This is a genomic window from Rickettsia japonica YH (assembly GCF_000283595.1).
Lineage (GTDB): Bacteria > Pseudomonadota > Alphaproteobacteria > Rickettsiales > Rickettsiaceae > Rickettsia > Rickettsia rickettsii.
The window spans coordinates 1154362-1176566 of sequence record NC_016050.1; the positions used below are offsets into that span (position 1 = coordinate 1154362).

Consider the following 22205-nt stretch of genomic DNA (forward strand, 5'->3'; position numbering starts at 1 on the left):
TTTTATTTTATCCAATAAGTCATAGGGTCTGGGGATGCTTTGTCTTCTATCATATATTTAAAACCGATGGCAACACGAAGTATATACCAAACAGCGAGTATAAAGTATAGTACTACTCCAATCATGATAAACGTAAATATAAAACATACAATCCACCCAAGAACCCCAAGGCAAAAAGTACGAAATAAAAACACGTAATGACTAATTGCAAAGTTATCGCCTTTATCTTTGTTAAGATATGCAAAAAATACCCCGATTAACGGCAATATCGGAGCTACGATCCCGCATAAATATAATATATATACCACAATTAAATTTTTCTTACCGCTCTCGGTATATTCTTTAAGATGCTTGTCCATATTTTTACCTCTTTATGTCGTTCCCGTGTGGCGTTGTTGCATGGCTACCTGAGTTGTCATTGCAAGCAGCCGTAGGCTGCGTGGCAATCTCATGAAATAATAACAAAATCCCAAGATTACGTACAATTGCTACGCAATTTCCTCGTAATGACTATACCAGCAAACTACCCCTTCAAACTCTCTACCACAAAATGCATAATACTGCCGTGCTTTATATAATTTATTTCATTATCCGTAAATATTTGCAATATTAAATCGATTGTTCTTATTGCACCAGTTTGTTTTTTTATCACGCATTTAACAGGATTATAAGAGCTTATATTCTCGCTTAAGCCTGTAATGTCAATAGTTTCTGAACCGTCTAACTTTAAATCTAATCTTGTATTATTGCCGGTAAAAGTTAACGGTAAAATACCCATACCTACTAAATTTGAGCGATGTATTCGCTCAAAGCTCTCGGCAATCACTGCCTTTACACCAAGCAACCCAGGTCCTTTTGCTGCCCAGTCTCTAGATGAGCCGCTGCCATATTCTTTACCTGCAAAAATCACTACCGATACATCATGAGCTTTGTAGTCCATAGCTGCATCGTAGATAGTTTGCTGCGTGCCGCTTAACTGGTTTATGGTCAACCCGCCTTCTACACCTTTACACATCTCATTTTTTATACGAATGTTAGCAAATGTGCCACGCATCATTACTTCATGATTTCCTCTACGTGATCCGTAAGAGTTGAAATCTAGAGGCTCTATATGATGGTCCGTTAAATATTTAGCAGCAGGGCTGGTTTTACTAATACTACCTGCCGGCGAAATATGATCGGTAGTAATAGAATCACCGAGAATTGCTAGAATTTTTGCAGATTTTATATCTTGTATATTATTCTTGCTGCCTATATCCTTAAAATAAGGTGGATTATTAATATAGGTACTATTCTTATTCCAGTTATAAGTAGAACTATTAGTAACCTGTAAATCTTTCCACTCTTTCGTTCCGCTAAATATATCAGAATATTTTTCTATAAACATAGAGGAATTAATTGAATTTGCAATAACTTCATCTATCTCTTCTTTGCTTGGCCAAATATCTTTTAAATAAATATTTTCTCCTATAGGCATATTTGTTAGATCTATATTAAGAGTGCCGCTAAGTGCATATGCTACGACTAAAATAGGCGAGCCGAGATAGCTTGCTTTAGTAAGCGGATTAATTCGCCCTTCAAAATTCCTATTACCAGATAAAACAGAAGCAACAACTAGCCCGTTTTTGTTAATAGTTTCCTCTATTTCTGGATTTAGAGGTCCGGAATTACCGATGCAAGTAGTGCAACCGTAACCTACTAAATTAAACCCTAATTCATCTAAATATTTATCAAGACCACTAAGCTTCAAATATTCCGTTACGACTTTTGAACCAGGAGCAAGAGAAGTTTTAACCCAAGGTTTTACCTTTAACCCGTGTTCTAGTGCTTTTTTAGCAAGAAGTGCTGCACCAATCATAACCGAAGGATTAGAAGTATTAGTACAGCTAGTAATTGCTGCAATTACCACATCGCCGTTACCGATTTCATAATTCTGATTTGCTACGGCATATTTTTTATCAATGTCTTTATTTTCTAAAGCAAAATTCGGTAATTCATATTTAAAATTACTTGCTACATCGTTTAAGTTTACTCGATCTTGCGGACGTTTTGGACCGGCAAGTGAACTATGTACCATAGATAAATCTAGCTCTAAAACCTCGGTATATTCTGCCGCATGTTCAAAATCATACCAAAGATTCTGCTCGATTGCGTATTGCTCTACTAATCTGATTTGCGTTTTTTCTCTACCTGTTAGCTCTAGATATTTTATAGTTTCTTGATCAATCGGGAAAAAGCCGCAAGTAGCACCATATTCAGGCGACATATTAGAAATAGTAGCACGATCGGCAATCGTTAAGTTTTTAAGCCCCTCACCGAAAAACTCGACAAATTTACCTACTACTTTCTTTTTCCGCAACATCTCGGTAACGGTTAAAACTAAATCGGTTGCGGTAGCTATACCTGTTAATTTTCCTGTTAGTTTTACCCCAATTACCTCCGGCAGGATCATAGTAAGAGGTTGACCTAGCATGGCAGCTTCTGCCTCTATTCCGCCGACTCCCCAACCAAGCACCGATAAACCGTTTACCATAGTTGTATGGCTATCCGTTCCAATTAAACTATCAGGATAAAGGGTGCCGTCTTTATGCCACACGACTTTTGCTAAATATTCTAAATTTACCTGATGACAAATACCCGTACCTGGCGGCACTACTTTAAAATTATTAAATGCTTGCTGCCCCCATTTAAGAAATGCGTAACGCTCTATATTACGTTTCATGTCCATTTGAACATTTTTATTGAATGCATCCTTATCTGCATAAGAATCAACGCTTACGGAATGGTCTATTACCAAATCAACAGGAATAAGCGGGTTAATTTTTAACGGATCGCCTCCTATTTTCTTCATCGCATCACGCATAGCCGCCAAATCTACAATAACAGGTACACCGGTAAAGTCCTGCATCAAAACTCTTGCCGGCATAAAATCTATTTCCGCATCAGATTTTTTAGTTTTTAGCCATTCTTTAAATACAAGTAAGCTTTGCTTTGAACCATTAGAACGTAATACATTCTCAAATAATACTCTTAAACTATATGGAAGCTTTTTTAAGGGAAGATCGATATCGCTTACCGCTTTATTTATATCGTAAATTTTGTATGAAGTATTATCGACTGATAACTCTTGTATATATTCTGAATTATGTACTTTTGACATTTGTTTCTCACTTGATTATGTGGAATGAACATCGTCATTGCGAGCAGCCTTAACACTGCGTGGCAATCTCAGGAAGTTTGATAAGATTGCCACGTCGCTTCTCGCTCCTCGCAATGACGGAAAAAAGCCTTGCAATGACATTAAAATAACCTTATCCCAAAACGTAGATTTTTTAAACAACTTAATGTTGATCTGATAAAGTTTTTTGAAGATCGAGAAGCTTAGTTGCTATTTCCGCTTCACTCAAATTCGTAACGTTAATAGCCGTTTCCGTAGCTATATTAATATAATTTGCCGTTACTTCGGTTACACCGCCGGAAATAAGATAAGTGTTTTCGGATTTATGCATATCATCTATATAAACCTGCATTAAACCGGCTTTTAAACTAACAATCATCGGAACGTGACTCGGCAGCACTCCAAACATACCATCCTCACCCGGCATTGTTACCATTTTAGCTTGCTTTTCAAATGCAATACTTAAAGGAGTAATTATTTTGACTAGAATTGTTGCGTTCATAGAATAATATAGTAAACTTACTATGTCATTCCCGCCTACGCGGGAATGACATCAACGTCACTTCAACGTCTGCGCCTTCTCTATAGCCTCGTCTATAGTTCCAACCATATAAAAAGCAGCTTCCGGTAAATCATCGTATTGACCCTCTACAAGTCCTTTAAAGCCTGCGATAGTATCAGCTAGATTAACAAATTTGCCTGCAGCTCCGGTAAATACTTCAGCGACATGGAAAGGCTGCGATAAGAAACGCTGTATTTTTCTAGCACGTGCCACGGTTAGTTTATCTTCTTCGGATAGCTCATCCATACCTAAAATAGCGATAATATCCTGTAACGATTTATAAGCTTGTAAAACCTGCTGCACTTGTCTTGCTACACTATAATGTTCTTCACCGACAATCATCGGATCAAGTACCTGCGAATTACTATCTAACGGATCAACTGCTGGATAAATCCCAAACTCGGCTATCTGACGGCTAAGTACTGTTGTAGCATCTAAATGTGCAAAAGAAGTCGCAGGAGCAGGATCAGTTAAATCATCTGCCGGTACATATATAGCCTGCACGGAAGTTATTGAGCCATGCTTAGTAGAGGTGATACGCTCTTGTAGTTCGCCCATATCGGTTGCAAGAGTAGGCTGATACCCTACCGCTGACGGAATCCTACCGAGTAACGCCGATACTTCAGAACCTGCTTGAGTAAAACGGAAAATATTATCTACAAAAAACAAAACATCCTGCCCTTCATTCATATCTCTAAAACTCTCCGCAATGGTCAGACCGCTTAACGCAACTCTTGCCCTTGCTCCCGGCGGCTCGTTCATTTGTCCATAAACTAAAGCTACTTTTGACTTTTCAGGTTCTGCAAGGTTAATAACACCCGAGTCAATCATTTCATGGTAAAGATCATTACCTTCTCTAGTTCTCTCACCTACTCCTGCAAATACCGTATAACCGCCATGTGCTTTAGCTACGTTATTAATAAGCTCCATTATAAGCACGGTTTTACCGACTCCTGCACCACCGAATAGTCCTATTTTACCGCCTTTAGTATAAGGAGCAAGTAAATCAATAACTTTAATACCGGTTACTAATATATTACTCTCGGTTGACTGATTGGTAAAATCAGGAGCAGGCTTATATATAGAAGAAATATTTGAGCTTTTAATATCTCCTTTACCGTCAATCGGCTCACCTACAACATTCATAATACGCCCAAGCGTCTCAGTACCTACAGGAATACGAATAGGACTGCCTGTATCTATTACTTCTACGCCCCGCACTAACCCTTCCGTAGAATCCATAGCAATACAACGCACCGTACCATCACCTATATGTTGTGCTACTTCCAGTACTATCCTTTGTTTATCGTTATAGCACTCTAGAGCATTTAAAATTTCCGGTAACTCACCGTTATTCGTAAATTTTACATCCACTACCGCTGAAATAATCTGAGTAATTTTTCCAATATTCTTTGTCATGATTTTTTCTTTTGTTAAAAAATATACTACGAATAAAATGAAGAATAGATAGACGCAGTTTAATGTGGAAAAGAGCAAGGCGTTTCATATTTTTTGACAGCGTACATACTAGTACGTGAGGATCAAAAAATATGAAACAACGAAGCCAATTTTCAAATTAAACGAGTATATCTAAACCGCTTCTGAACCGGCTATAATCTCTATTAATTCCGTAGTAATAATAGCCTGTCTTGATCTATTTAGCTTTAAAACTAACTTGCTTATTAAATCATTAGCATTATTTGTTGCATTTTCCATAGCGGTCATTCTAGCTCCCTCCTCACTTGCTCTACTTTGTAGTAAAGCATAATTTATTTGGGAATTCACATATAAATTAATTAGATTAGAAATGAGATTCTCTCCCTCATATTCATAATTATAGTCAATTGATTTGGACTCGCCTACTATGTCACTCGTCGCTTTCCTATTATTTATAGGCTTCGCTCCTCGTTCCTTGTATCCGAATCCGACTAAATTAACTATAGGATTATCTATCATAGAATCATCCTGATATTTTGCTACCGGTAAAATCTGTTGTCTAGTCATAATTTGAGTCATTGCGTTCTTAAATTTATTAAAATATACAACACAATTACTAACTTCTAGATTTTCTACTGCCGACATAATTTTTTGTTTTACTTGTAGCATCAGATTTTCATCATGAATTTTGGGTAACTCAAAATAACTATCAATATAATTTACATATTGCCTTTTTAGTGCTTCGTAACCTTTTTTTCCAATAATGATAAGTTTTATTTGTTCGCCTTTATTTTCTAACTCTTTAATATCATTCTTAACTTGCTTAATTATACTGTAATTAAACGTTCCGCATAAACCACGCTGTGATGTCATAACTATCAATAAATTTGCTTTATTCGGCACGGTATTAAAAAATTTCTGCTCTTCTATAGATAACTCATACATATCAATTGATAATATAGCAGACATCATGTTACTAATAGCCTCAATATAAAAATTTGAATTGGCTATTTGACTCTTTATTTTTGCCATTTTAGAAGCTGATACTAGTTGCATTGCTTTAGTAATCTTTTGTGTAGATTTAACGCTTTTAATTCTAGTTCTTAACTGCTTTAAATTTGACATATTTATTTAGTATTTTTATGTCATTGCGAGGAACGAAGCTTTGTTGCAATCTCGTCAAATATCCTGAGATTGCCACGCTCCTTTCAGTCACTCGCAATGACGATTTAGTATCCACACAAAAACAACATCATCTTATTTAACAAATTCCTTAACGAAGTTTTCTAAAAATGCTTTCAGTTTCTGCTCGGTTTCTTCGGTTATACGTTGCTCGTTTTTTATTGATTCCAAAATATCTTTTTTATTTAACCTTATCTCCGTAAGCATTTTATCTTCAAATTCTTTTACTTTCTGAAGCGGAACATCATTTAAATATTTCTTAGTTCCGACATAAATACTTACGATTTGTTCTTCTACCGGAAAAGGATTATATTGAGCTTGTTTTAATATCTCAACTAATCTTTTACCGTGATCGATTTGTGCTTTAGTGGCAGGGTCTAAATCTGATCCAAATTGCGAGAAAGACTCAAGCTCTCTAAATTGAGCAAGCTCTAGCTTTACCGAACCTGCTACCTGCTTCATAGCCTTTATTTGTGCTGCAGAACCAACACGGCTTACCGAAATACCGACATTAACGGCAGGTCTTACACCTTTATAAAATAGCTCACTTTCTAAGAAAATTTGACCGTCGGTAATTGAAATAACATTTGTTGGGATATATGCAGATACGTCACCTGCCTGCGTTTCAATTATAGGAAGAGCAGTAAGTGAACCGCTGCCTTTTTCCTCTGACATTTTAGCAGAACGCTCAAGCAACCTTGAATGCAGATAGAACACGTCGCCGGGATAGGCTTCTCGCCCGGGAGGTCTTCTAAGTAATAATGAGATTTGTCTATATGCAACGGCATGCTTACTTAAATCATCATAAATAATAAGTGCGTGCATGCCGTTATCACGAAAATATTCGCCCATACTACAGGCAGAATAAGGGGCAATGAATTGAAGAGCTGCAGCTTCTGAAGCAGTAGCCGAAACAATGAGTGTATAGTCCATGGCTCCGGCATCTTCTAGTTTTTTTACTATTTGTGCAACACTTGATCTTTTCTGCCCAATAGCTACATAAATACAATAAATTTTATCACTTTCATTAGTAAGTGAATGAACTTGTTTTTGATTAATAATAGTATCAACGGCTATAGCCGTTTTTCCGGTTTGCCTATCACCGATTATTAACTCTCTTTGTCCTCTACCTATTGGGATTAACAAATCTATAGCCTTTATTCCGGTTTGTACGGGTTCACTCACGCTCGTTCTTTCTATTATCCCCGGAGCCTTCATCTCGATATGTCTGTACTCTTTACTTGCAATATCGCCTTTGCCGTCAATAGGATTACCTAGAGCATCAACAACACGACCAAGCAAAGCTTTTCCTACCGGTACTTCTAAAACTTCTTTAGTTCTTTTGACATTATCACCTTGCTGTACTTGGTTATCATCCCCCATAATTACAGCACCGACACTATCGTTTTCCAAGTTTAAAACAAGGCCCTTAACACCGGATTTAAATTCTACTACTTCACCGGATTTTACATTAGCCAGACCGTAAATTTGGGCTATACCGTCACCGACGGTTATTACCTGCCCTACTTCCTCAAGCTCACTTAAGCAATTAATATTAGCTATTTCCTTTTGTAATATTTCAGCTACTTCAATAGGCGTTAGTTTCATGTGGTTTATGTCTCCTCATTTTCTTGTCATTGCGAACGAGCATTGCCCGTGTGGATACCGAGTCGTCATTGCAAGCAGCCGTAGGCCTCATGGCAATCTCATAAAATATCCTGAGATTGCTTTGTCAATTACTTCGTAATTTCCTCGCAATGACTATATAAATATCTATGCAGCAATATTAACTGTCTTTAAAGCTTTCGTTATTTTCTCTAAACTACCTTTTATTGAGTAATCTTGCAACATACTATCATATTTAATTACAATACCACCAATAATAGTATTATCTATATCAAATAATATTTCTGTTTTTTGATTTAATTCTTTTTCTATACGAGATTTAATCCAATCCTGCTCTTTAGGTTGTAACTTATTTGCAGAAATAACCTGAACTATCTTTATATTTTTACTTTCATATAGTAAAGTATTATAAGCATCTACTATATTAGATAAAATAGCAGTACGAGAATTTTTTACCAATAACAATAAAAAATTTTGTACTATTGTGCTAATTTTGATATTTTTTGCTAATGAATTGACTGCGTTAATTTTGTCGTTCTTATTTACTATAGGAGAAAATAGGAACTCTCTAATATCAAAATTATCGGTAATTATACGGTTTATAGAAGTAATTTCTTCAAAGATCTTATCTTGTACATTATCAACCATAGCGTTATTAAATAACGCTACTGCATAATTCTCGATTAAATTACCTTTGTTCATTTTCTTAATTTATATCTCCGAAGTAAAATGAAACGTATATACGAAGATCAACTTCAACAAGAGCAAGGAGTCTATAAGGCGAGGAGCGGAGCATATACTTAATACATGAGCACCACAGCTCTTATAAGACGACGTAGCCAATTTTTGAAGTTCATCGAGTATTATATATGTATTGCCCTATCATAAGCAGAGAATACTGATTCATGCATCATTTCCGATAAAGTCGGATGCGGGAAGATAGTGTTAATTAAATCCAACTCCGTTCCTTCTAAATTTTTTGAAACCACATATCCTTGTATTAATTCCGTAACTTCCGAGCCTATCATATGAGCTCCAAGCAACTCACCCGTCTTAGCATCAAATATAGTTTTAATTAAGCCATCGCTATCACCACTTACTAAAGCCTTACCGTTAGCTATAAAAGGAAATCTGCCTATTTTAAGCTCATAACCTAAGGTTTTTGCTGCTTCTTCAGTCAAACCGACGCTTGCTATTTGCGGCGAAGAATAAGTGCAACCAGGAATATTATGTTTATTAATAGCATGCGGTTTTAAGCCCGCTATGCTTTCCGCTGCAATAATACCTTCATGGCTTGCTTTATGAGCTAAACAAGGCACTCCTGCTACATCGCCTATAGCATAAATTCCTGATGCCGCAGTTTGCATTAACCCGTTAGTAGTTATATAGCCGTTTTCTACTTTAATTTCTGTTTTCTCAAGACCTAAATTTTCCGTATTAGCTGTAATACCTACTGCCATAAGTAAAATTTCAGCTTGTAATTTTTGTGTTTTATCTGCTAACTCTAACTCAACTTCTATCTTATCTTTTGATTTTGTTTGCTTAATTAACTTAGAATTTGTAATAATTTTTATACCTTTCTTCTCAAAGTTCTTATGAGCGATTCCGCTAATTTCCATATCTTCAGCAGGCAATATTCTATTATGTGCCTCAATTACGGTAACATCCACACCAATACTATTATAAAACGAAGCGAATTCTATACCGATTGCACCTGAGCCGACAATAATCATAGATTTCGGCACATGCTGCGGTATCATAGCTTCTTTAGAAGTCCAAATTTGTTTACCGTCAGGCTTAAAGCCTTTTAAAACCCTAGATCTTGCGCCGGTAGCTATAATAATATTTCCTGCTTTTACTGTAGGTTTATCATTTATATTTATTACCTTATTTCCTGCAAGACTTGCTACTCCGTCTATCACGGTCACTTTGTTTTTCTTCAGTAGTAACTTAACACCGCCTGCAAGCTTATTTGAAATCTCTCTTGAGCGTTCGACTATTTTCTTAATGTTGATTTCAGCACCTTTAGCATCAATTCCATAATCTTTAGCATGTTTTATATATTCAAAAACCTCAGCAGATTTAAGCAGGGATTTAGTCGGTATACACCCCCAATTAAGACATACCCCACCCAAATGCTCTTTTTCTATTAATACAACTTTTTTCTTTAATTGTGCTGCTCTAATTGCTGCAACATATCCACCTGGACCACCGCCTATAACGGCTACATCATATTGTTCCATTTTATTTTTATTTTGTTAGTTTGTTATGAGCATTAACGTCATTGCTAGGAGATGCACAAGCATCGACGCAGCAATCTCAGGCATCATACACTATCTCCTGAGATTGCCACGCTCCTTTCAGTCGCTTGCAATGACGAAAATGGAAATGACACTATAGTATACTACTCTTCAGCATCCATCTATTCTTTTCATGCACCTTAATTCGTCCAATAATCATATCGGCTGTACCCTCATCGCCCTTTGCTTGTGCTACTTTGAGTCCCTCATATCATGTATCTCTAATAATATCTTGATCTTTCGTTAAACTTTTAAGCATTTCATTTTCTGTTGCGTTTAGATTTGCCTCATCTATAGATGCAAGTTTTATTAAATCTGATAATGCGGGAACTTTAGCATTTAAACTTCTTATTCTTTCAGCAAGCTCATCTAAGCTTTCAGCTAAATCTTCATACTGCCCCTCAAATAATAAATGTAGACTTCTAAACTCTGCTCCTTCTACATTCCAATGATAATTTTGTGTTTTAAAATATAAAGCATAGCTATCTGCTAAAATTTGTTCTAAAGCTTTTACTCTTGCATAATACTCTTAAATTTCTATGAACTTTTTGACTTTATAACATTTCTTTAGATACTTCAAGCGATATTGAAATTTATATAATTTCACCTAATTGCAATGATTATATATTAATTATTAATTTTTGTTAATAATTTCTTGACTATCAAATAAGTACTGCTGATTATGCCCTTCAATTTTAAAAATCCAAAGGAATAGCAAAATGATACATCAATTAACTTCATTTTTAACCACTGTGGCAAGAATTACTACAGCAAGAGCAACAATTGGAGATCAAGAATATAATATGCTTAGGATATAACGGAGAAAATTATTATATATACTACACAAAATTTAATTGTATCGAATTGTCCTAAAAACAATATGACAGCGATGGAGTGTAGCAAAGGAATTGAATTATTAAATAGCGATATCATGAACCTAATATTTAGAGGGTTTTTCAAAATAAAGAAAGCGTTAACTAACTATAGACGAGGCTATTATTACTGCAATTAATGATAATGGAGACGATATACGAGATTATATATTAAAAAAACAAGGTGATAATACTTTTATTTATGAGGAAGTATTGATGCAAGAAAATTTTCGTTATTATTTTGATCCACAAAATTATACTAAAATTTAAAACCCTACTATTGAGTATATACTTAATACTGCAGCAACTAATAACCCTATTAAACCCTATTACTATAGGTTATAGTAAAGGAGGCAAAATATTTGAGGCACTTAAAGGAAATAATTTGAATGGAATTTCTTCAGAAATAAAGGATTTTAATATCTAACCCGATATCTAGCACTACTCAAGGTGCTAGCACAATAGAAAACTTATTAGAACTCATAACAAAAGACTTATCTGAAATAGCAGCTAATCCGATTAATAACACAATAACAAGCTCTACTGCCAAAATTGCTGAATCAATCTTTTCCGATAACACTGAAAGTTGGACTGAAACGGGAATAAATTTAATTAATAACACCGTAGCAAACCTTACTAATACTGCTTTCAATACAACTTACAACTCTCAAGAAAATATGTTTGATGAGAGTGATAACGATAATTCCTTGGTTGCTCAATATATAAGCATTGGTACAGCTGTAGTTGCCTCCATAGCTGTTATAATAGGTGTAGGGGTAACTTGGTATGTTAGAAATAAAAACGCAACAAAAGCTAAACTAAAACAATATATTGATGAAATTGAAGCTGAAAAACTTGCTGCTGAAATTAATGAAGATGTTACTACTGAAAATAACACTCTACTTGATAATGATCATGCTGTGGTAGATATGACCGGAGTCTCCTATGAAGAAGAAGGTACTTTAGTATAGATAACCTATAGTATTGCTTTTTAATCAACAACCAATAGCAAATTCACTGTTGGTTGTTCCTCGAAAATAAAAATTGAGATTTATTTCATCTTTATTTATCAATTCTTTTAGCTTTTCTTTCGCTGCTTTTTTAGAACGTTGCCCTGAATAAGAATCATAATTTTGATTATCTTCAATGAAATGTACAAAGAAAACTGTTCTGTCATTTTTTTGTAGCCAACCTATAAACCATCCGATTTTACGATCCTTTAACTTTACAGTTCTATCTTGGCTAAGTTTATTACCGCTACCGGTTTTACCGTAACGCTCCCAACAATCTACAAAATCTTCAATAAACAAAATATTTTTAGTCATTTCTTGGGCTTGAACACTTACAGGCAATTTATTCTCTGCTAGTTTCTGAAGAAAAGCTAATTGTTCTTACGGTGAAATTTTTAAAGAACTAAAAAATCATGCATTAGTTAAACCGTTATTCTTTTCTTTATCTCCTCCTGAAATATCACGATTACCATAATCAAATTATGTTACATAATCACGAAATTTTTCAATACCTAATTCTTTAGTAATAATCTGAGAATACCAAACACAGCTATGCTTCATCCAATCTTTAGGTGTTTGGGATTGTTTCCAAACTTCAAGATAGTCAGCATATCCTTCTTTAAAAGGTAATTTGGGATGAGTTTCATCAATTAAAAACCCATCATCATAACCCATTAAACTTACAGCAATTTTAAATGTTGAGCATGGAGCATAACGAGACTTGCAATTACCTTCTTGTTTTATAATTTTCATTAACTACAAAACAATCCGCTTGAGTTATAAAAGGTATAATAAGTGATATTAGGGCAGTGAGATATAAAATAATTTTTTCATAGGTTAAAAAATAAAAATAGGTGGTTTTGTTGCATGACATCGAGCACAGGGGATGACATTGGCTTAAACTAATTATACAGTTTAGTAAATTTCCTGAGATTGATCTTCCTTACTCGGTACATAATCAAAAATATCATTATTATCTTGATTATCAATCATATCTTCATTCTCAAGCATCTGAACATTATTTACTTTAAATGCTTCTATAACAGTACCGCTTGGTGTAATTTTACCAGTTGCTCTATCTACGGCGATTAGCTTAATTGAATCTGGAACTTTGAAAGGCAGCGATGGCTTATCCTTATAAGCATTACTCATAAAATCAATAAAAATCGGTAATACTACGTTTGAACCTGTTGCTCTTTTTCCAAGCTCTTTCGGTGTATCATAACCCACATAACTGCCGACTACTATTTTGGGTGTAAAACCTATAAACCATGTATCTTTACTATCGTTACTAGTACCGGTTTTTCCGCCGATAATTTTCCCTAACTTCTTCGCAGCATAACCGGTACCTCTATCTATTGCTCCGGTTAAAAACGAAATAATTTGATAATCACTAGCTTCATCCGTAACTCTATAGATATATTCTTTCGGTATTTCTAATATTGCGGTATCTAAATTACTATCCGAAACATTACAAGCAAGACATTCTCTATCATCTCGCCTATAAATAATTTTACCGTTACGATCTTTAATTAATTCTACAAAATGAGGCTCCACTTTTTTACCGCCGTTAGCAATAATTGCATAAGCATTAGTCATTCTGCTAAGTGTGGTTTCAATTGAACCAAGTACCATAGAGTAAACTTTTTTTGGTTCATTATTAATACCGAAACGCTTAATTATATCAACGATTTTTGTAAGTCCTACGGCAGTTGCAACTCTTACGGTTATAAGATTACGAGATTTTTCAAGACCAGTACGCATAGTGATTTCACCTAAAAACTTACCCTCATAATTTTTAGGACGCCAACTAGGCATCCCTGGACCTTGCGAAATCTCAATAGGTCCATCATTAAAAATCTGATTCGGCTTAACACCGTTTTCAAGAGCTGCTAAATACACAAAGGTTTTACTCAAAGAACCGGGTTGACGCAGTGCTTGAGTTACTCTATCAAATTTACTTGTGGAAAAATCATAACCGCCGACGCTTGCAAGTACCTGTCCGGTATTTGGGTTCATAACCATAATAGCACCGTTTACTTCAGGAATCTGACGAAGAGCATACCCCTCTTTTATAGCCTTAACCACTATCACATCACCTTTTTTAAGCAAGGTCTTAACTGATTTAAGATTACTTCTTGCCCATTTCATTTCAGCAATAGGCATCTTAGATTTGCTGCCATCTATAAGTCCAATCTCTACATGATTATCAGCTACATCTAGAACTACAGCTAATTTATACTCTAAAAGCGATGGAGGAGTCGGTAGTTTTTTTAGCTCTCCTTGCCAATTATCAAGAGAAATATTAGCTATAGGCTTTCTAAAACCACGCCTTCTATCAAACTCCCTTAGACCTTTTCTTAGAGAGTTTTCAGCTAATTGCTGCATCTTTTCATCTAAAGAAGTAATGATAGTAAGACCTCCGGTATAAAATTCTTCCTTACTATTTAACATCCTAATTACTTCTTCTCTGACCTGTGCAGCATAATAATCTGCCGTAACAGTTTCTTCCTTAGCTCGTTTACGTAAAACTATCGGGCTATCCATAGCTTCTTTCGCAGCGTCTCTTGTTATATAACCATCTTCAAACATACGTGCTATTACGTAATCACGACGAGCTTTTACTCTAGCATAGTTTCTCGTAGGATTAAGTTCGGAAGGAGCTTTAGGCAGTGCCGCAATAAACGCTGATTCTGCAATAGTAAGTTCCTCTACGGATTTATTAAAATAATTTTGTGCAGCTGCCGCAACACCGTATGCACCACGACCAAAAAATGTTTGATTAAGATATAATTCTAAAATTTGATCCTTAGTAAATACTCTTGAAATCATATAAGAAAGAATCGCTTCTTTAATCTTACGTTCAAGAGAAACTTCGTTAGTTAGCAGAAAATTTTTAACCACTTGCTGAGTAATGGTAGACGCTCCTTCCATACGCCTATGATGTAAATAATTAGATATGTTTAAAAATGCCGCTCTAACTATTCCAAGCAAATCAACGCCGGGATGGTTATAGAAATTCTTATCCTCAGCTGCAATAAAACTTTCTATTAGTGAACTCGGTACGCTATTAATCGGTACAAATACACGACGTTCAAAAGCGTACTCCTCCATTAATTTGCCGTCACGGGAATAAATACGCGTTACCGACGGTGGGTAATAACGTGCAAGCTGTGAGTAATCAGGCAAATCACGTGAATAGTGGTATATTATATAAGCAGTAATCCCGCAACCTACTAAAATAAGGAAGACAAAAATTTTTAAACAAAAAAGAAGAGATTTATACATGACTTATAATATTGCGCCGGTTAAACTATTAAGTGAAGCCTTAGTAATTTTTACATCAATGATTTTACCAAGTAAAGATTTATTAGGGTTTTGGATATATACGGACTGCATGTATGGAGTTTTACCTATTATCTGGTCGTCGAATTTACCATTGCGATCAAATAGAACTTTCATAGTACTACCAACACAACTTGCATTAAAAGCTAGTTGCTGAGCCATGAGTTCTTGTTGTAATATAGTTAATCTCTCTGATTTTATATGTTCAGGTATTTGGTCGGTTCTAGTTGCACCAGGTGTGCCGGGACGTGGGCTATATTTAAACGAATAACACTGACCGTATTTTACTCTGCGGACCAAATCTAACGTATCCTCAAAATCTTCATCTGTTTCACCGGGAAACCCGACAATAAAATCAGAGGATAAAACTATATCGGGCCTTGCTTCTCTTAAGCGATTAATTATATCAAAATAATATTCCCAATCATGTTTGCGGTTCATGGCTTTTAATATTTTATTTGAACCTGACTGCACCGGTAGATGTAGAAACGGCATTAATTTAGGTTCGGTGCCGTGCAGCTTTATTAGATCATCATTCATATCTATCGGGTGTGAGGTGGTATAACGTAATCTCTCTAAATTGGGAATTTGTGCTAGATGTTTGAGTAAATCGGCTAGACTAAATATTTTATCTGCAGGACCTTTACCATGATATGCATTGACATTTTGTCCAAGTAACATAATTTCTTTAGCACCGCTACTAACTACTTTTAGTGCTTCTCTGTAAACCTGCTCTACATTTCTTGAAAATTCAGCACCTCTAGTATAAGGTACTACACAGAAAGTACAAAATTTATCGCACCCTTCCTGTACCGATATAAAGGCACTTGTTCCTTGCGAATATAATTGCTCAGGTAGCTGATCAAATTTTGCTTCTTCAACAAAATCAAGATCGATTAAGTGCTTTTCGTGTCTAACGACTTTTGAGATTAATTCCGGTAGGTTATAATAAGATTGCGGACCGACAACAATATCAACATAAGGAGTTCTTGTAAAAATCTCCTCCCCTTCCGCCTGTGCAACACAACCGGATACAACTATTATTGCAGAACTTAAACCTTGTTTTATTCTGGTATCTTGTAGTTTCTTAATACGACCGAGTTCAGAATAAGTTTTCTCGGCTGCTTTCTCTCTGATATGACAAGTATTTAGAATAATAACATCTGCTTCTTCAATATTTTCAGTAGGTTCATAGCCAAAGGGATAAAGCAAATCCTGCATCTTAACGGAGTCATAAACATTCATCTGACATCCGTAGGTCTTAATATAAAGTTTCTTACTCATAATTTTTTATATATATATCTATTAAACTAAAAGCCTAGTATACGAAGATCAACTGCAAAAAGAGCGAAGAGTTCACAAGGCAAGATGAGCTGCGTATAACGTAATACACGAGAACCGAAGCTCTCGTAGAACGACTCAGCCAATTTTTGCAGTTCATCGAATATACTATAAAAAGTTTTATATTATACTATATTTATATCAATCTTTAAACTAAAACCTTGATGGGCATTGCTCAATAACTATAGATATCTTTAAAAGCCCCCGTCATTGTGAGGAAAAACTGCAAGTTTTGACGAAGCAATCCAGTTAAAAATGCTAATATTTAGATTTTTATTATTTTTGCTAGATTGCCACGCTCCTTGCAGTCGCTCGCAATGACGACTCGGTATCCACGCAGGTAATGCTGAGTTAGGAATGACACTCAATCCTTACGGATTAATTCTTGTTGTGCAGATTCTTGCGGTGATTTCTTTTAATTTTTCTATTCTTTCAATAAGACAAAGCAGCTGTTCTTTAGTAATTTTATAGTTTTTATCATATCTTGCATCAACATAAGCTTTTTTCAAGAAGCTCAAAACACTTTTTTTGTTCTTAGGTTAATTGAAGAAATACACTCCATAATTCATTGTCATAATTTCCTGCCATGCTACCTAGTTCTTGTAAATTATGTAATTTAGGTTTGTAGTTTGAGAAAACTAATAAAATAGTACCGTAAAGACTTTCCGTAGCTTGATAAAGGGCAAAGGCTGATAAAAAGCATACTCCAAATCGTTTAAATAAGTAGTTGCCCCTTTTAAAAAACCTTTACCTCTACCAAACCAATATTCATAATAATCTTTAGCGATGTCTTTTATCTCGCTCCAAGGTAAATCTTTAGCCTCGCTAAGTATAAATTCACCGCTATCATATAAAAGAATACCTTCTTTTTTTATATCGGTATAAAAATAACGTCCTTTTTCTAACTGCCTACTTATTTTCTCTATTGACTCTAGAATTATCGATATTCTTGAATCATACGGAATAATTTGCTTAGGGTTTATTATTCCTGTGTTTTCTAATCTTATATATATATTATCTTTTAATCTTAAAACAGTGTATACTTTACATTTACCTTTTTCAGAATTATATCAGTATCACTATGATAGCCGTAAGGTAGATCACGTACCCAATCTCCTCCAGCAAAAGAGCCGTACAAGATAATCATAGCGATTTTTCCTGTGCAATATCTAAAACCTGCTGCACTATACAATTAAGCCTTGCTCTAATTTTAAGAGAACGTTCGGGTAAGGTGGTTTGCATTTAAATATCTATACTTTATATTTTTCTGCTTTTAGCTTTTTTATTTCTTCTATTGTAAGCTTAGTATATCGTGCTATTTTCTCTATAGGTTCATTCTCTATTAGCATTTCTTTTGCAGTTTCAATTTTCTCTTTCTCTATGCCCTTCTCCATCCCGGCATTAAACTTTTCTTCAAACTTGTCTATTTCTTTTTATATAGCCATTTCAGCTCTAAAATAATCATCATGCTCCTGTTCTGTCCATTTATATTGCTCTAAACTTGCATATGCCGATAACACAATTTCATTTTTAATCTCTTTTGGTGGTTCTTATTCTTGCGAAGCATATTTTAATAAATACAACCATTCATCGGTATCATCTTTAAGATCATTTTTTTTTAACTTCCCTAGTTCAATAAATACATAAGTTAATGAAAACAAATATTGTTTATGGGTATTACTTTCTTTTATATGATGATAGCTAATATACGGCAATTCATCAGGCAAAGCTTTTGCTCCTATGATAGAAAATTATTACTACCGGCAATAAATCCTTATGTTTCATACCCTTCTTAATTTGACTAACGTAGGTATAACAACTGTAAAGCTGCGTTCTATTAAGATAATCTTTCTCCATTTTACGCTGCATCTCGATTATATACCATCTACCAGTTTCATCTTTAACTTGTAGATCGAACAAACTTCTTTGCCCTTCAAGAAATAAAGGTAACTGTTCAGTAGTTATATAGCTTAAATCTATGATTCTATCTCCTTGCAATAACCTAAGAAGAGAGTTCAATAAATTTATTAATTTTACTTTAGCGCTAAATAATTTTTTAAATGCGACATCATTTGTACCATCTAAATATCTTTGGATAAATAATTATATCTTTGGTAAATTTTTATACATAGCAAATTAACTTCAAATAGTAAATTACTTTTACAATTTATTATCGGTACTAGGCTTCTTGCATCACCTATCTTAATAAAGAGGAACTTGAAGAAAACACGGAACACAGCACTGTAGCGTACATAAAAGTGCGTGAGGATGCGAGTACCGGATTGACGTACAAATTACCTTTAGAAGGAGGTTATGCAAGAAGCCTATTAATACCTATCATTATCATCATACACTCCCCAAATTACTTTCTTGGAAATCCAACCTGTGTAATCCTTACATGTAATTTGGCAGAATTGTTTTTTACATTTTTTTAAACTACAACGAACTTTTGGCATTAATTTTGCTATAACTCGGCTTTTAGGGTCTGCAGATTTGGTAAGTTCTATTTCCTTATCAGAAGTAATAACTACTGATCTTTTACCTGATAAAACGCTTGAATGTATCCAACCGCCTTCACCGTTAATGTCACGTACTTGTCGCCATTGCTTGTACTCTGCAGTTATTTCTACCGGTTCGCCTTTTTTAACAAAAACCCATTCTACGGTAGATTTAGTAGTTGGTCCGCTCCTTGCATTTACTTCATTAGATTTTATTGAAACAAATCTCGGAATAGGCAATTTTTTATTATCAGCATTAATTGTTGTTGATAATATTACAATAATTAAAGTAATAAGAATTTTAATCATTATCTTCCGCTTCAGATAAAGCATCCTCTTTTTTTTCTATTATATAATTACCAAGCCTAAATTGTACTTTTATTCTATTAATTTCCTGCTCGCTAATACCTATATTTTTTAGGACTGTTCCACCTATTTGTAATCCAGTCTCATAACTTTCTGGAATAATAGTTGTGGCACCTAAATCATAAAACTCTCTAGCATTTTTTAAATTTTTTAACTTAACGACAACCGGTATATCCTGATAATTACCGCTAATTGTTTTAAGCGATTTCTTGATAGTTACTTGATTATTCATAGTAAGTATTATAGCGAATGCTCTTTCCGTACCTAATGCCTTTAAAGTATCGGCTTGCGATACATCACCTTTAAAAACCGGCAAACCGTTTGATAGCTCTTCTTTTACTCTCTCATCATCTAAATCAAGTATTACGTAACTTATACCTTCCGCTTCCAAAACTCTTGCTACCATTTTACCGGTATTACCGAGTCCGGCAATAATAATATGGTTTGTTAAATCTCTTGCCCCAAGCTCAATCATTTGAGTCGGAGTTTTACCAAGTCCTTTATCAACTTTCTCGGCAATCTTTTGTCCTAAAGCTGCGAGTAATGGAGTAAGTGCCATAGTAAAAGTAACTACGAGTAATAATATATCGGCAGTACTTTCTTCTAATACTCCACTATCTTTACCTAAACTGAATAATATAAAACCAAACTCTCCGCCTTGCGATAATAATAAGCCTGAATAAAAAGCAACTCCTTTATTAAAACCGAATAAAATACAAAAAGCCGTTATGATTAAGGTTTTTATACCTATTAAAGCAATAGATAAAGTAAGAATATGAGATATTTTTTCATACATTTCTAGGGCATCGATATTCATACCCACGGTCATGAAAAACAATCCTAAAAATAAACTTTTGAAAGGATAAATACTTTCCTCTGCCTGCAATCTAAATTCAGTTTCCGCAACTAATACTCCGGCAACAAATGCTCCTAGAGCTAAAGATAAACCAAATGTTTCGGTAGCCCAAGCAGCAGAAAGTACTATTAACAAAGTCATCGAAATAGGTAACTCGCTTGCATTATTACTTTCTGATGAAATGAATGAAAATACAGGACGAAGAAAAACACGACCGACAATAAATATTGTAAGTAAGGCCGTTACGGCTTTTAAGAGTGCAATACCAAGAGCCGCTGCAAGCGAAGCTTTATTGTTACCGGCAAGTAACGGAACTATCACAAGCAATGGTACTACGGCCAAATCTTGTAGTAACAGAATAGCTAAAGAAACTCTTCCTATTTGCGTTGATTGACTACGATTTTCCTCAATAACCTGCATAACAAGTGCCGTAGATGAAAGGGCCAGACCACCGCCGGTAATAATAGCCGCACTACTATTGCCGTCTATAAGCACCATTGCACCGGCAATTACTATAGCGGTTGTTAAAACTTGCAAACTACCGAGACCAAATACATATCGTCTCATAGCTTTTAATCGCTCGAAGGATAACTCAAGTCCTATCGCAAATAATAGAAATACTACACCAAGTTCACCTAGTAACTTAGTTTGGTCATATGTTACGATTTTTAAACCGTGATCACCTATTGCAGCTCCGGCAATTAAGTAACCAAGTACCGGACTTAATCTAAGACGCTTAAGTATAGCCACGATAAAAACCGCAGTACCGAGTAAAATTATAACGTTAATAAGAATATGATCGTTCATCTTTTCCAAATTTCTTCTAACTTAAAATGCTCCCGTACTTCAGGATAAAAAATATTAATTAAAATAGTACCTGCATCTATTAGTACCCATTCTGATTTACCAAGCCCTTCAATATTACTATTTATACCAGCATTATTTTTTAATTCTAAAGCTACATATTCAGCAATTGCTCCAACATTTTTAGTCGAACGACCGCTAGCAAATATAATATAATCGGCTAATTTATGTTTTCCTGTTAAATCAATTACCTCAATATCTTCTGCTTTTTTCTCACTTAAACATTCTAAGATAAATAATTTTAATTCTTCAGTTTCTTTTTTCATAATAACTAATAAATGACATAATAATATTAATTATTATATGCATAAGAGTCGATTTTATCAATGAATGTTTAAAATTCTATAATAAAAATTCACATAAAGCTTTACTTTAAGCAAAAAAACTTTAATTAATACTTAAACTAATATTGATAAAATAATGGCAATATCTGTAGAAGAGTTAGAAAAAATACTTAAAGAATCATTTCCGAACAGTACAATGAAAATTACTGATTTAGTAGGAGATCAAGACCATTATGCCTTAGAAATATCAGACGTTCAATTTAATGGACTTTCTTTAATTAATCAACATAAATTAGTAAAAAACGCCCTGTCTGAAATATTAAATAAAAAACTACATGCAATTACCATAAAAACTATCGCAGTTCCTGAAAAATAATTACAAATATTAATATAATAATCCTTATATAAATTCAACTTATTATTTAATTTTATGCAAACAGCTGATTATATAGTAATCCGCTATTCGGTGTGTAATTAAGAATAA

At 34.5% G+C, this 22205-nt stretch carries 21 protein-coding genes and 2 pseudogenes; 2 read left to right on the forward strand and 21 right to left on the reverse strand.

The genetic code is table 11. The annotated features are described in order from the left end of the window. Positions 1 to 2: 2 nt before the first annotated feature. The 10 genes and pseudogenes from RJP_RS06285 to RJP_RS09480 form a co-directional block, all read right to left on the reverse strand. Positions 3 to 359 (reverse strand): DUF4870 family protein, encoded by a 357-nt coding sequence (locus RJP_RS06285; protein WP_014121109.1) that lies wholly within the window; start codon positions 357 to 359, stop codon positions 3 to 5. A 164-nt stretch (positions 360 to 523) separates the two neighbouring features. Next, positions 524 to 3160, reverse strand: coding sequence for an aconitate hydratase AcnA (acnA, locus tag RJP_RS06290; protein WP_014121110.1), 2637 nt, complete (start codon positions 3158 to 3160; stop codon positions 524 to 526). A 181-nt stretch (positions 3161 to 3341) separates the two neighbouring features. Further along, positions 3342 to 3680, reverse strand: a complete 339-nt coding sequence (locus RJP_RS06295) for a F0F1 ATP synthase subunit epsilon (RefSeq protein WP_014121111.1) — start codon at positions 3678 to 3680, stop codon at positions 3342 to 3344. 57 nt (positions 3681 to 3737) lie between these two features. Next, the gene (atpD, locus tag RJP_RS06300) at positions 3738 to 5159 is read right to left on the reverse strand and encodes a F0F1 ATP synthase subunit beta (protein WP_024704377.1); all 1422 of its coding nucleotides are present in this window, start codon (positions 5157 to 5159) and stop codon (positions 3738 to 3740) included. A gap of 171 nt (positions 5160 to 5330) precedes the next feature. Beyond that, on the reverse strand, positions 5331 to 6302 hold the full coding sequence (atpG, locus tag RJP_RS06305; protein WP_014121113.1) for an ATP synthase F1 subunit gamma: 972 nt from the start codon (positions 6300 to 6302) through the stop codon (positions 5331 to 5333). 132 nt (positions 6303 to 6434) lie between these two features. Continuing rightward, a complete protein-coding gene (gene atpA, locus RJP_RS06310) occupies positions 6435 to 7967 on the reverse strand; it encodes a F0F1 ATP synthase subunit alpha (protein ID WP_014121114.1) in 1533 nt (510 codons plus the stop codon). A 165-nt stretch (positions 7968 to 8132) separates the two neighbouring features. Next, entirely contained in the window at positions 8133 to 8687 is a 555-nt protein-coding gene (atpH, locus tag RJP_RS06315) for an ATP synthase F1 subunit delta (RefSeq protein ID WP_014121115.1), read from the reverse strand. A 161-nt stretch (positions 8688 to 8848) separates the two neighbouring features. Then, positions 8849 to 10228, reverse strand: coding sequence for a dihydrolipoyl dehydrogenase (gene lpdA, locus RJP_RS06320; RefSeq protein ID WP_014121116.1), 1380 nt, complete (start codon positions 10226 to 10228; stop codon positions 8849 to 8851). A 151-nt stretch (positions 10229 to 10379) separates the two neighbouring features. After that, a pseudogene (locus RJP_RS08425) lies at positions 10380 to 10799 on the reverse strand (Dps family protein); the annotation flags it as partial. Between the two features lie 803 nt (positions 10800 to 11602). Next, positions 11603 to 11809, reverse strand: coding sequence for a hypothetical protein (locus tag RJP_RS09480; protein WP_037215178.1), 207 nt, complete (start codon positions 11807 to 11809; stop codon positions 11603 to 11605). Positions 11810 to 11834: 25 nt separating this feature from the next. Between RJP_RS09480 and RJP_RS09485 the strand changes: the two genes are divergently transcribed. Further along, positions 11835 to 12128 carry a hypothetical protein gene (locus RJP_RS09485; RefSeq protein WP_014014824.1) on the forward strand — a complete coding sequence of 98 codons (294 nt, stop codon included), beginning with the start codon at positions 11835 to 11837 and terminating at the stop codon, positions 12126 to 12128. 24 nt (positions 12129 to 12152) lie between these two features. Here RJP_RS09485 and RJP_RS10830 read toward each other — a convergent pair whose 3' ends face one another. From RJP_RS10830 to rsfS, 11 genes and pseudogenes are all read right to left on the reverse strand, one after another. Then, positions 12153 to 12482: a penicillin-binding transpeptidase domain-containing protein gene (locus RJP_RS10830; protein WP_231839149.1), complete on the reverse strand. Its 330-nt coding sequence runs from the start codon at positions 12480 to 12482 to the stop codon at positions 12153 to 12155. Positions 12483 to 12647: 165 nt separating this feature from the next. Continuing rightward, the gene (locus RJP_RS10835) at positions 12648 to 12920 is read right to left on the reverse strand and encodes a penicillin-binding transpeptidase domain-containing protein (RefSeq protein ID WP_024704379.1); all 273 of its coding nucleotides are present in this window, start codon (positions 12918 to 12920) and stop codon (positions 12648 to 12650) included. Positions 12921 to 13082: 162 nt separating this feature from the next. Then, complete coding sequence (locus RJP_RS06345; protein ID WP_014121117.1) at positions 13083 to 15455, reverse strand: penicillin-binding protein 1A; 2373 nt, start codon at positions 15453 to 15455, stop codon at positions 13083 to 13085. A 3-nt stretch (positions 15456 to 15458) separates the two neighbouring features. Beyond that, complete coding sequence (miaB, locus tag RJP_RS06350; RefSeq protein WP_014121118.1) at positions 15459 to 16796, reverse strand: tRNA (N6-isopentenyl adenosine(37)-C2)-methylthiotransferase MiaB; 1338 nt, start codon at positions 16794 to 16796, stop codon at positions 15459 to 15461. A 428-nt stretch (positions 16797 to 17224) separates the two neighbouring features. Beyond that, complete coding sequence (locus RJP_RS09905) at positions 17225 to 17371, reverse strand: hypothetical protein (protein ID WP_014014829.1); 147 nt, start codon at positions 17369 to 17371, stop codon at positions 17225 to 17227. A gap of 732 nt (positions 17372 to 18103) precedes the next feature. Then, positions 18104 to 18247, reverse strand: coding sequence for a hypothetical protein (locus RJP_RS09660; protein WP_014014833.1), 144 nt, complete (start codon positions 18245 to 18247; stop codon positions 18104 to 18106). Positions 18248 to 18469: 222 nt separating this feature from the next. Beyond that, positions 18470 to 18580 (reverse strand): annotated as a pseudogene (locus RJP_RS11490) (Rpn family recombination-promoting nuclease/putative transposase); the annotation flags it as partial. Next, positions 18573 to 18872, reverse strand: a complete 300-nt coding sequence (locus RJP_RS11155; protein ID WP_261792620.1) for an Rpn family recombination-promoting nuclease/putative transposase — start codon at positions 18870 to 18872, stop codon at positions 18573 to 18575. The pseudogene RJP_RS11490 and the gene RJP_RS11155, both read right to left, overlap by 8 nt. Positions 18873 to 19180: 308 nt before the next feature. Then, a complete protein-coding gene (locus tag RJP_RS06370; RefSeq protein ID WP_014014834.1) occupies positions 19181 to 19660 on the reverse strand; it encodes an SH3 domain-containing protein in 480 nt (159 codons plus the stop codon). Continuing rightward, complete coding sequence (locus RJP_RS06375) at positions 19653 to 21380, reverse strand: monovalent cation:proton antiporter-2 (CPA2) family protein (RefSeq protein WP_024704380.1); 1728 nt, start codon at positions 21378 to 21380, stop codon at positions 19653 to 19655. The genes RJP_RS06370 and RJP_RS06375 overlap by 8 nt, the downstream gene beginning before the upstream one ends. After that, positions 21377 to 21703, reverse strand: a complete 327-nt coding sequence (gene rsfS, locus RJP_RS06380; RefSeq protein ID WP_004997291.1) for a ribosome silencing factor — start codon at positions 21701 to 21703, stop codon at positions 21377 to 21379. The genes RJP_RS06375 and rsfS overlap by 4 nt, the downstream gene beginning before the upstream one ends. A 154-nt stretch (positions 21704 to 21857) precedes the next feature. Between rsfS and RJP_RS06385 the strand changes: the two genes are divergently transcribed. Next, positions 21858 to 22097, forward strand: coding sequence for a BolA/IbaG family iron-sulfur metabolism protein (locus tag RJP_RS06385; protein WP_012151363.1), 240 nt, complete (start codon positions 21858 to 21860; stop codon positions 22095 to 22097). The last annotated feature ends 108 nt before the right edge of the window (positions 22098 to 22205 follow it).

Coding starts and splice junctions, on each gene's coding strand:
- RJP_RS06285 (WP_014121109.1), bottom strand. CDS start 359: ATGGACAAGCATCTTAAAGAATATACCGAGAGCGGTAAGAAAAATTTA.
- acnA (WP_014121110.1), bottom strand. CDS start 3,160: ATGTCAAAAGTACATAATTCAGAATATATACAAGAGTTATCAGTCGAT.
- RJP_RS06295 (WP_014121111.1), bottom strand. CDS start 3,680: ATGAACGCAACAATTCTAGTCAAAATAATTACTCCTTTAAGTATTGCA.
- atpD (WP_024704377.1), bottom strand. CDS start 5,159: ATGACAAAGAATATTGGAAAAATTACTCAGATTATTTCAGCGGTAGTG.
- atpG (WP_014121113.1), bottom strand. CDS start 6,302: ATGTCAAATTTAAAGCAGTTAAGAACTAGAATTAAAAGCGTTAAATCT.
- atpA (WP_014121114.1), bottom strand. CDS start 7,967: ATGAAACTAACGCCTATTGAAGTAGCTGAAATATTACAAAAGGAAATA.
- atpH (WP_014121115.1), bottom strand. CDS start 8,687: ATGAACAAAGGTAATTTAATCGAGAATTATGCAGTAGCGTTATTTAAT.
- lpdA (WP_014121116.1), bottom strand. CDS start 10,228: ATGGAACAATATGATGTAGCCGTTATAGGCGGTGGTCCAGGTGGATAT.
- RJP_RS09485 (WP_014014824.1), top strand. CDS start 11,835: ATGTTTGATGAGAGTGATAACGATAATTCCTTGGTTGCTCAATATATA.
- RJP_RS10830 (WP_231839149.1), bottom strand. CDS start 12,482: ATGACTAAAAATATTTTGTTTATTGAAGATTTTGTAGATTGTTGGGAG.
- RJP_RS10835 (WP_024704379.1), bottom strand. CDS start 12,920: ATGAAAATTATAAAACAAGAAGGTAATTGCAAGTCTCGTTATGCTCCA.
- RJP_RS06345 (WP_014121117.1), bottom strand. CDS start 15,455: ATGTATAAATCTCTTCTTTTTTGTTTAAAAATTTTTGTCTTCCTTATT.
- miaB (WP_014121118.1), bottom strand. CDS start 16,796: ATGAGTAAGAAACTTTATATTAAGACCTACGGATGTCAGATGAATGTT.
- RJP_RS09660 (WP_014014833.1), bottom strand. CDS start 18,247: ATGGAGAAGGGCATAGAGAAAGAGAAAATTGAAACTGCAAAAGAAATG.
- RJP_RS06370 (WP_014014834.1), bottom strand. CDS start 19,660: ATGATTAAAATTCTTATTACTTTAATTATTGTAATATTATCAACAACA.
- RJP_RS06375 (WP_024704380.1), bottom strand. CDS start 21,380: ATGAACGATCATATTCTTATTAACGTTATAATTTTACTCGGTACTGCG.
- rsfS (WP_004997291.1), bottom strand. CDS start 21,703: ATGAAAAAAGAAACTGAAGAATTAAAATTATTTATCTTAGAATGTTTA.
- RJP_RS06385 (WP_012151363.1), top strand. CDS start 21,858: ATGGCAATATCTGTAGAAGAGTTAGAAAAAATACTTAAAGAATCATTT.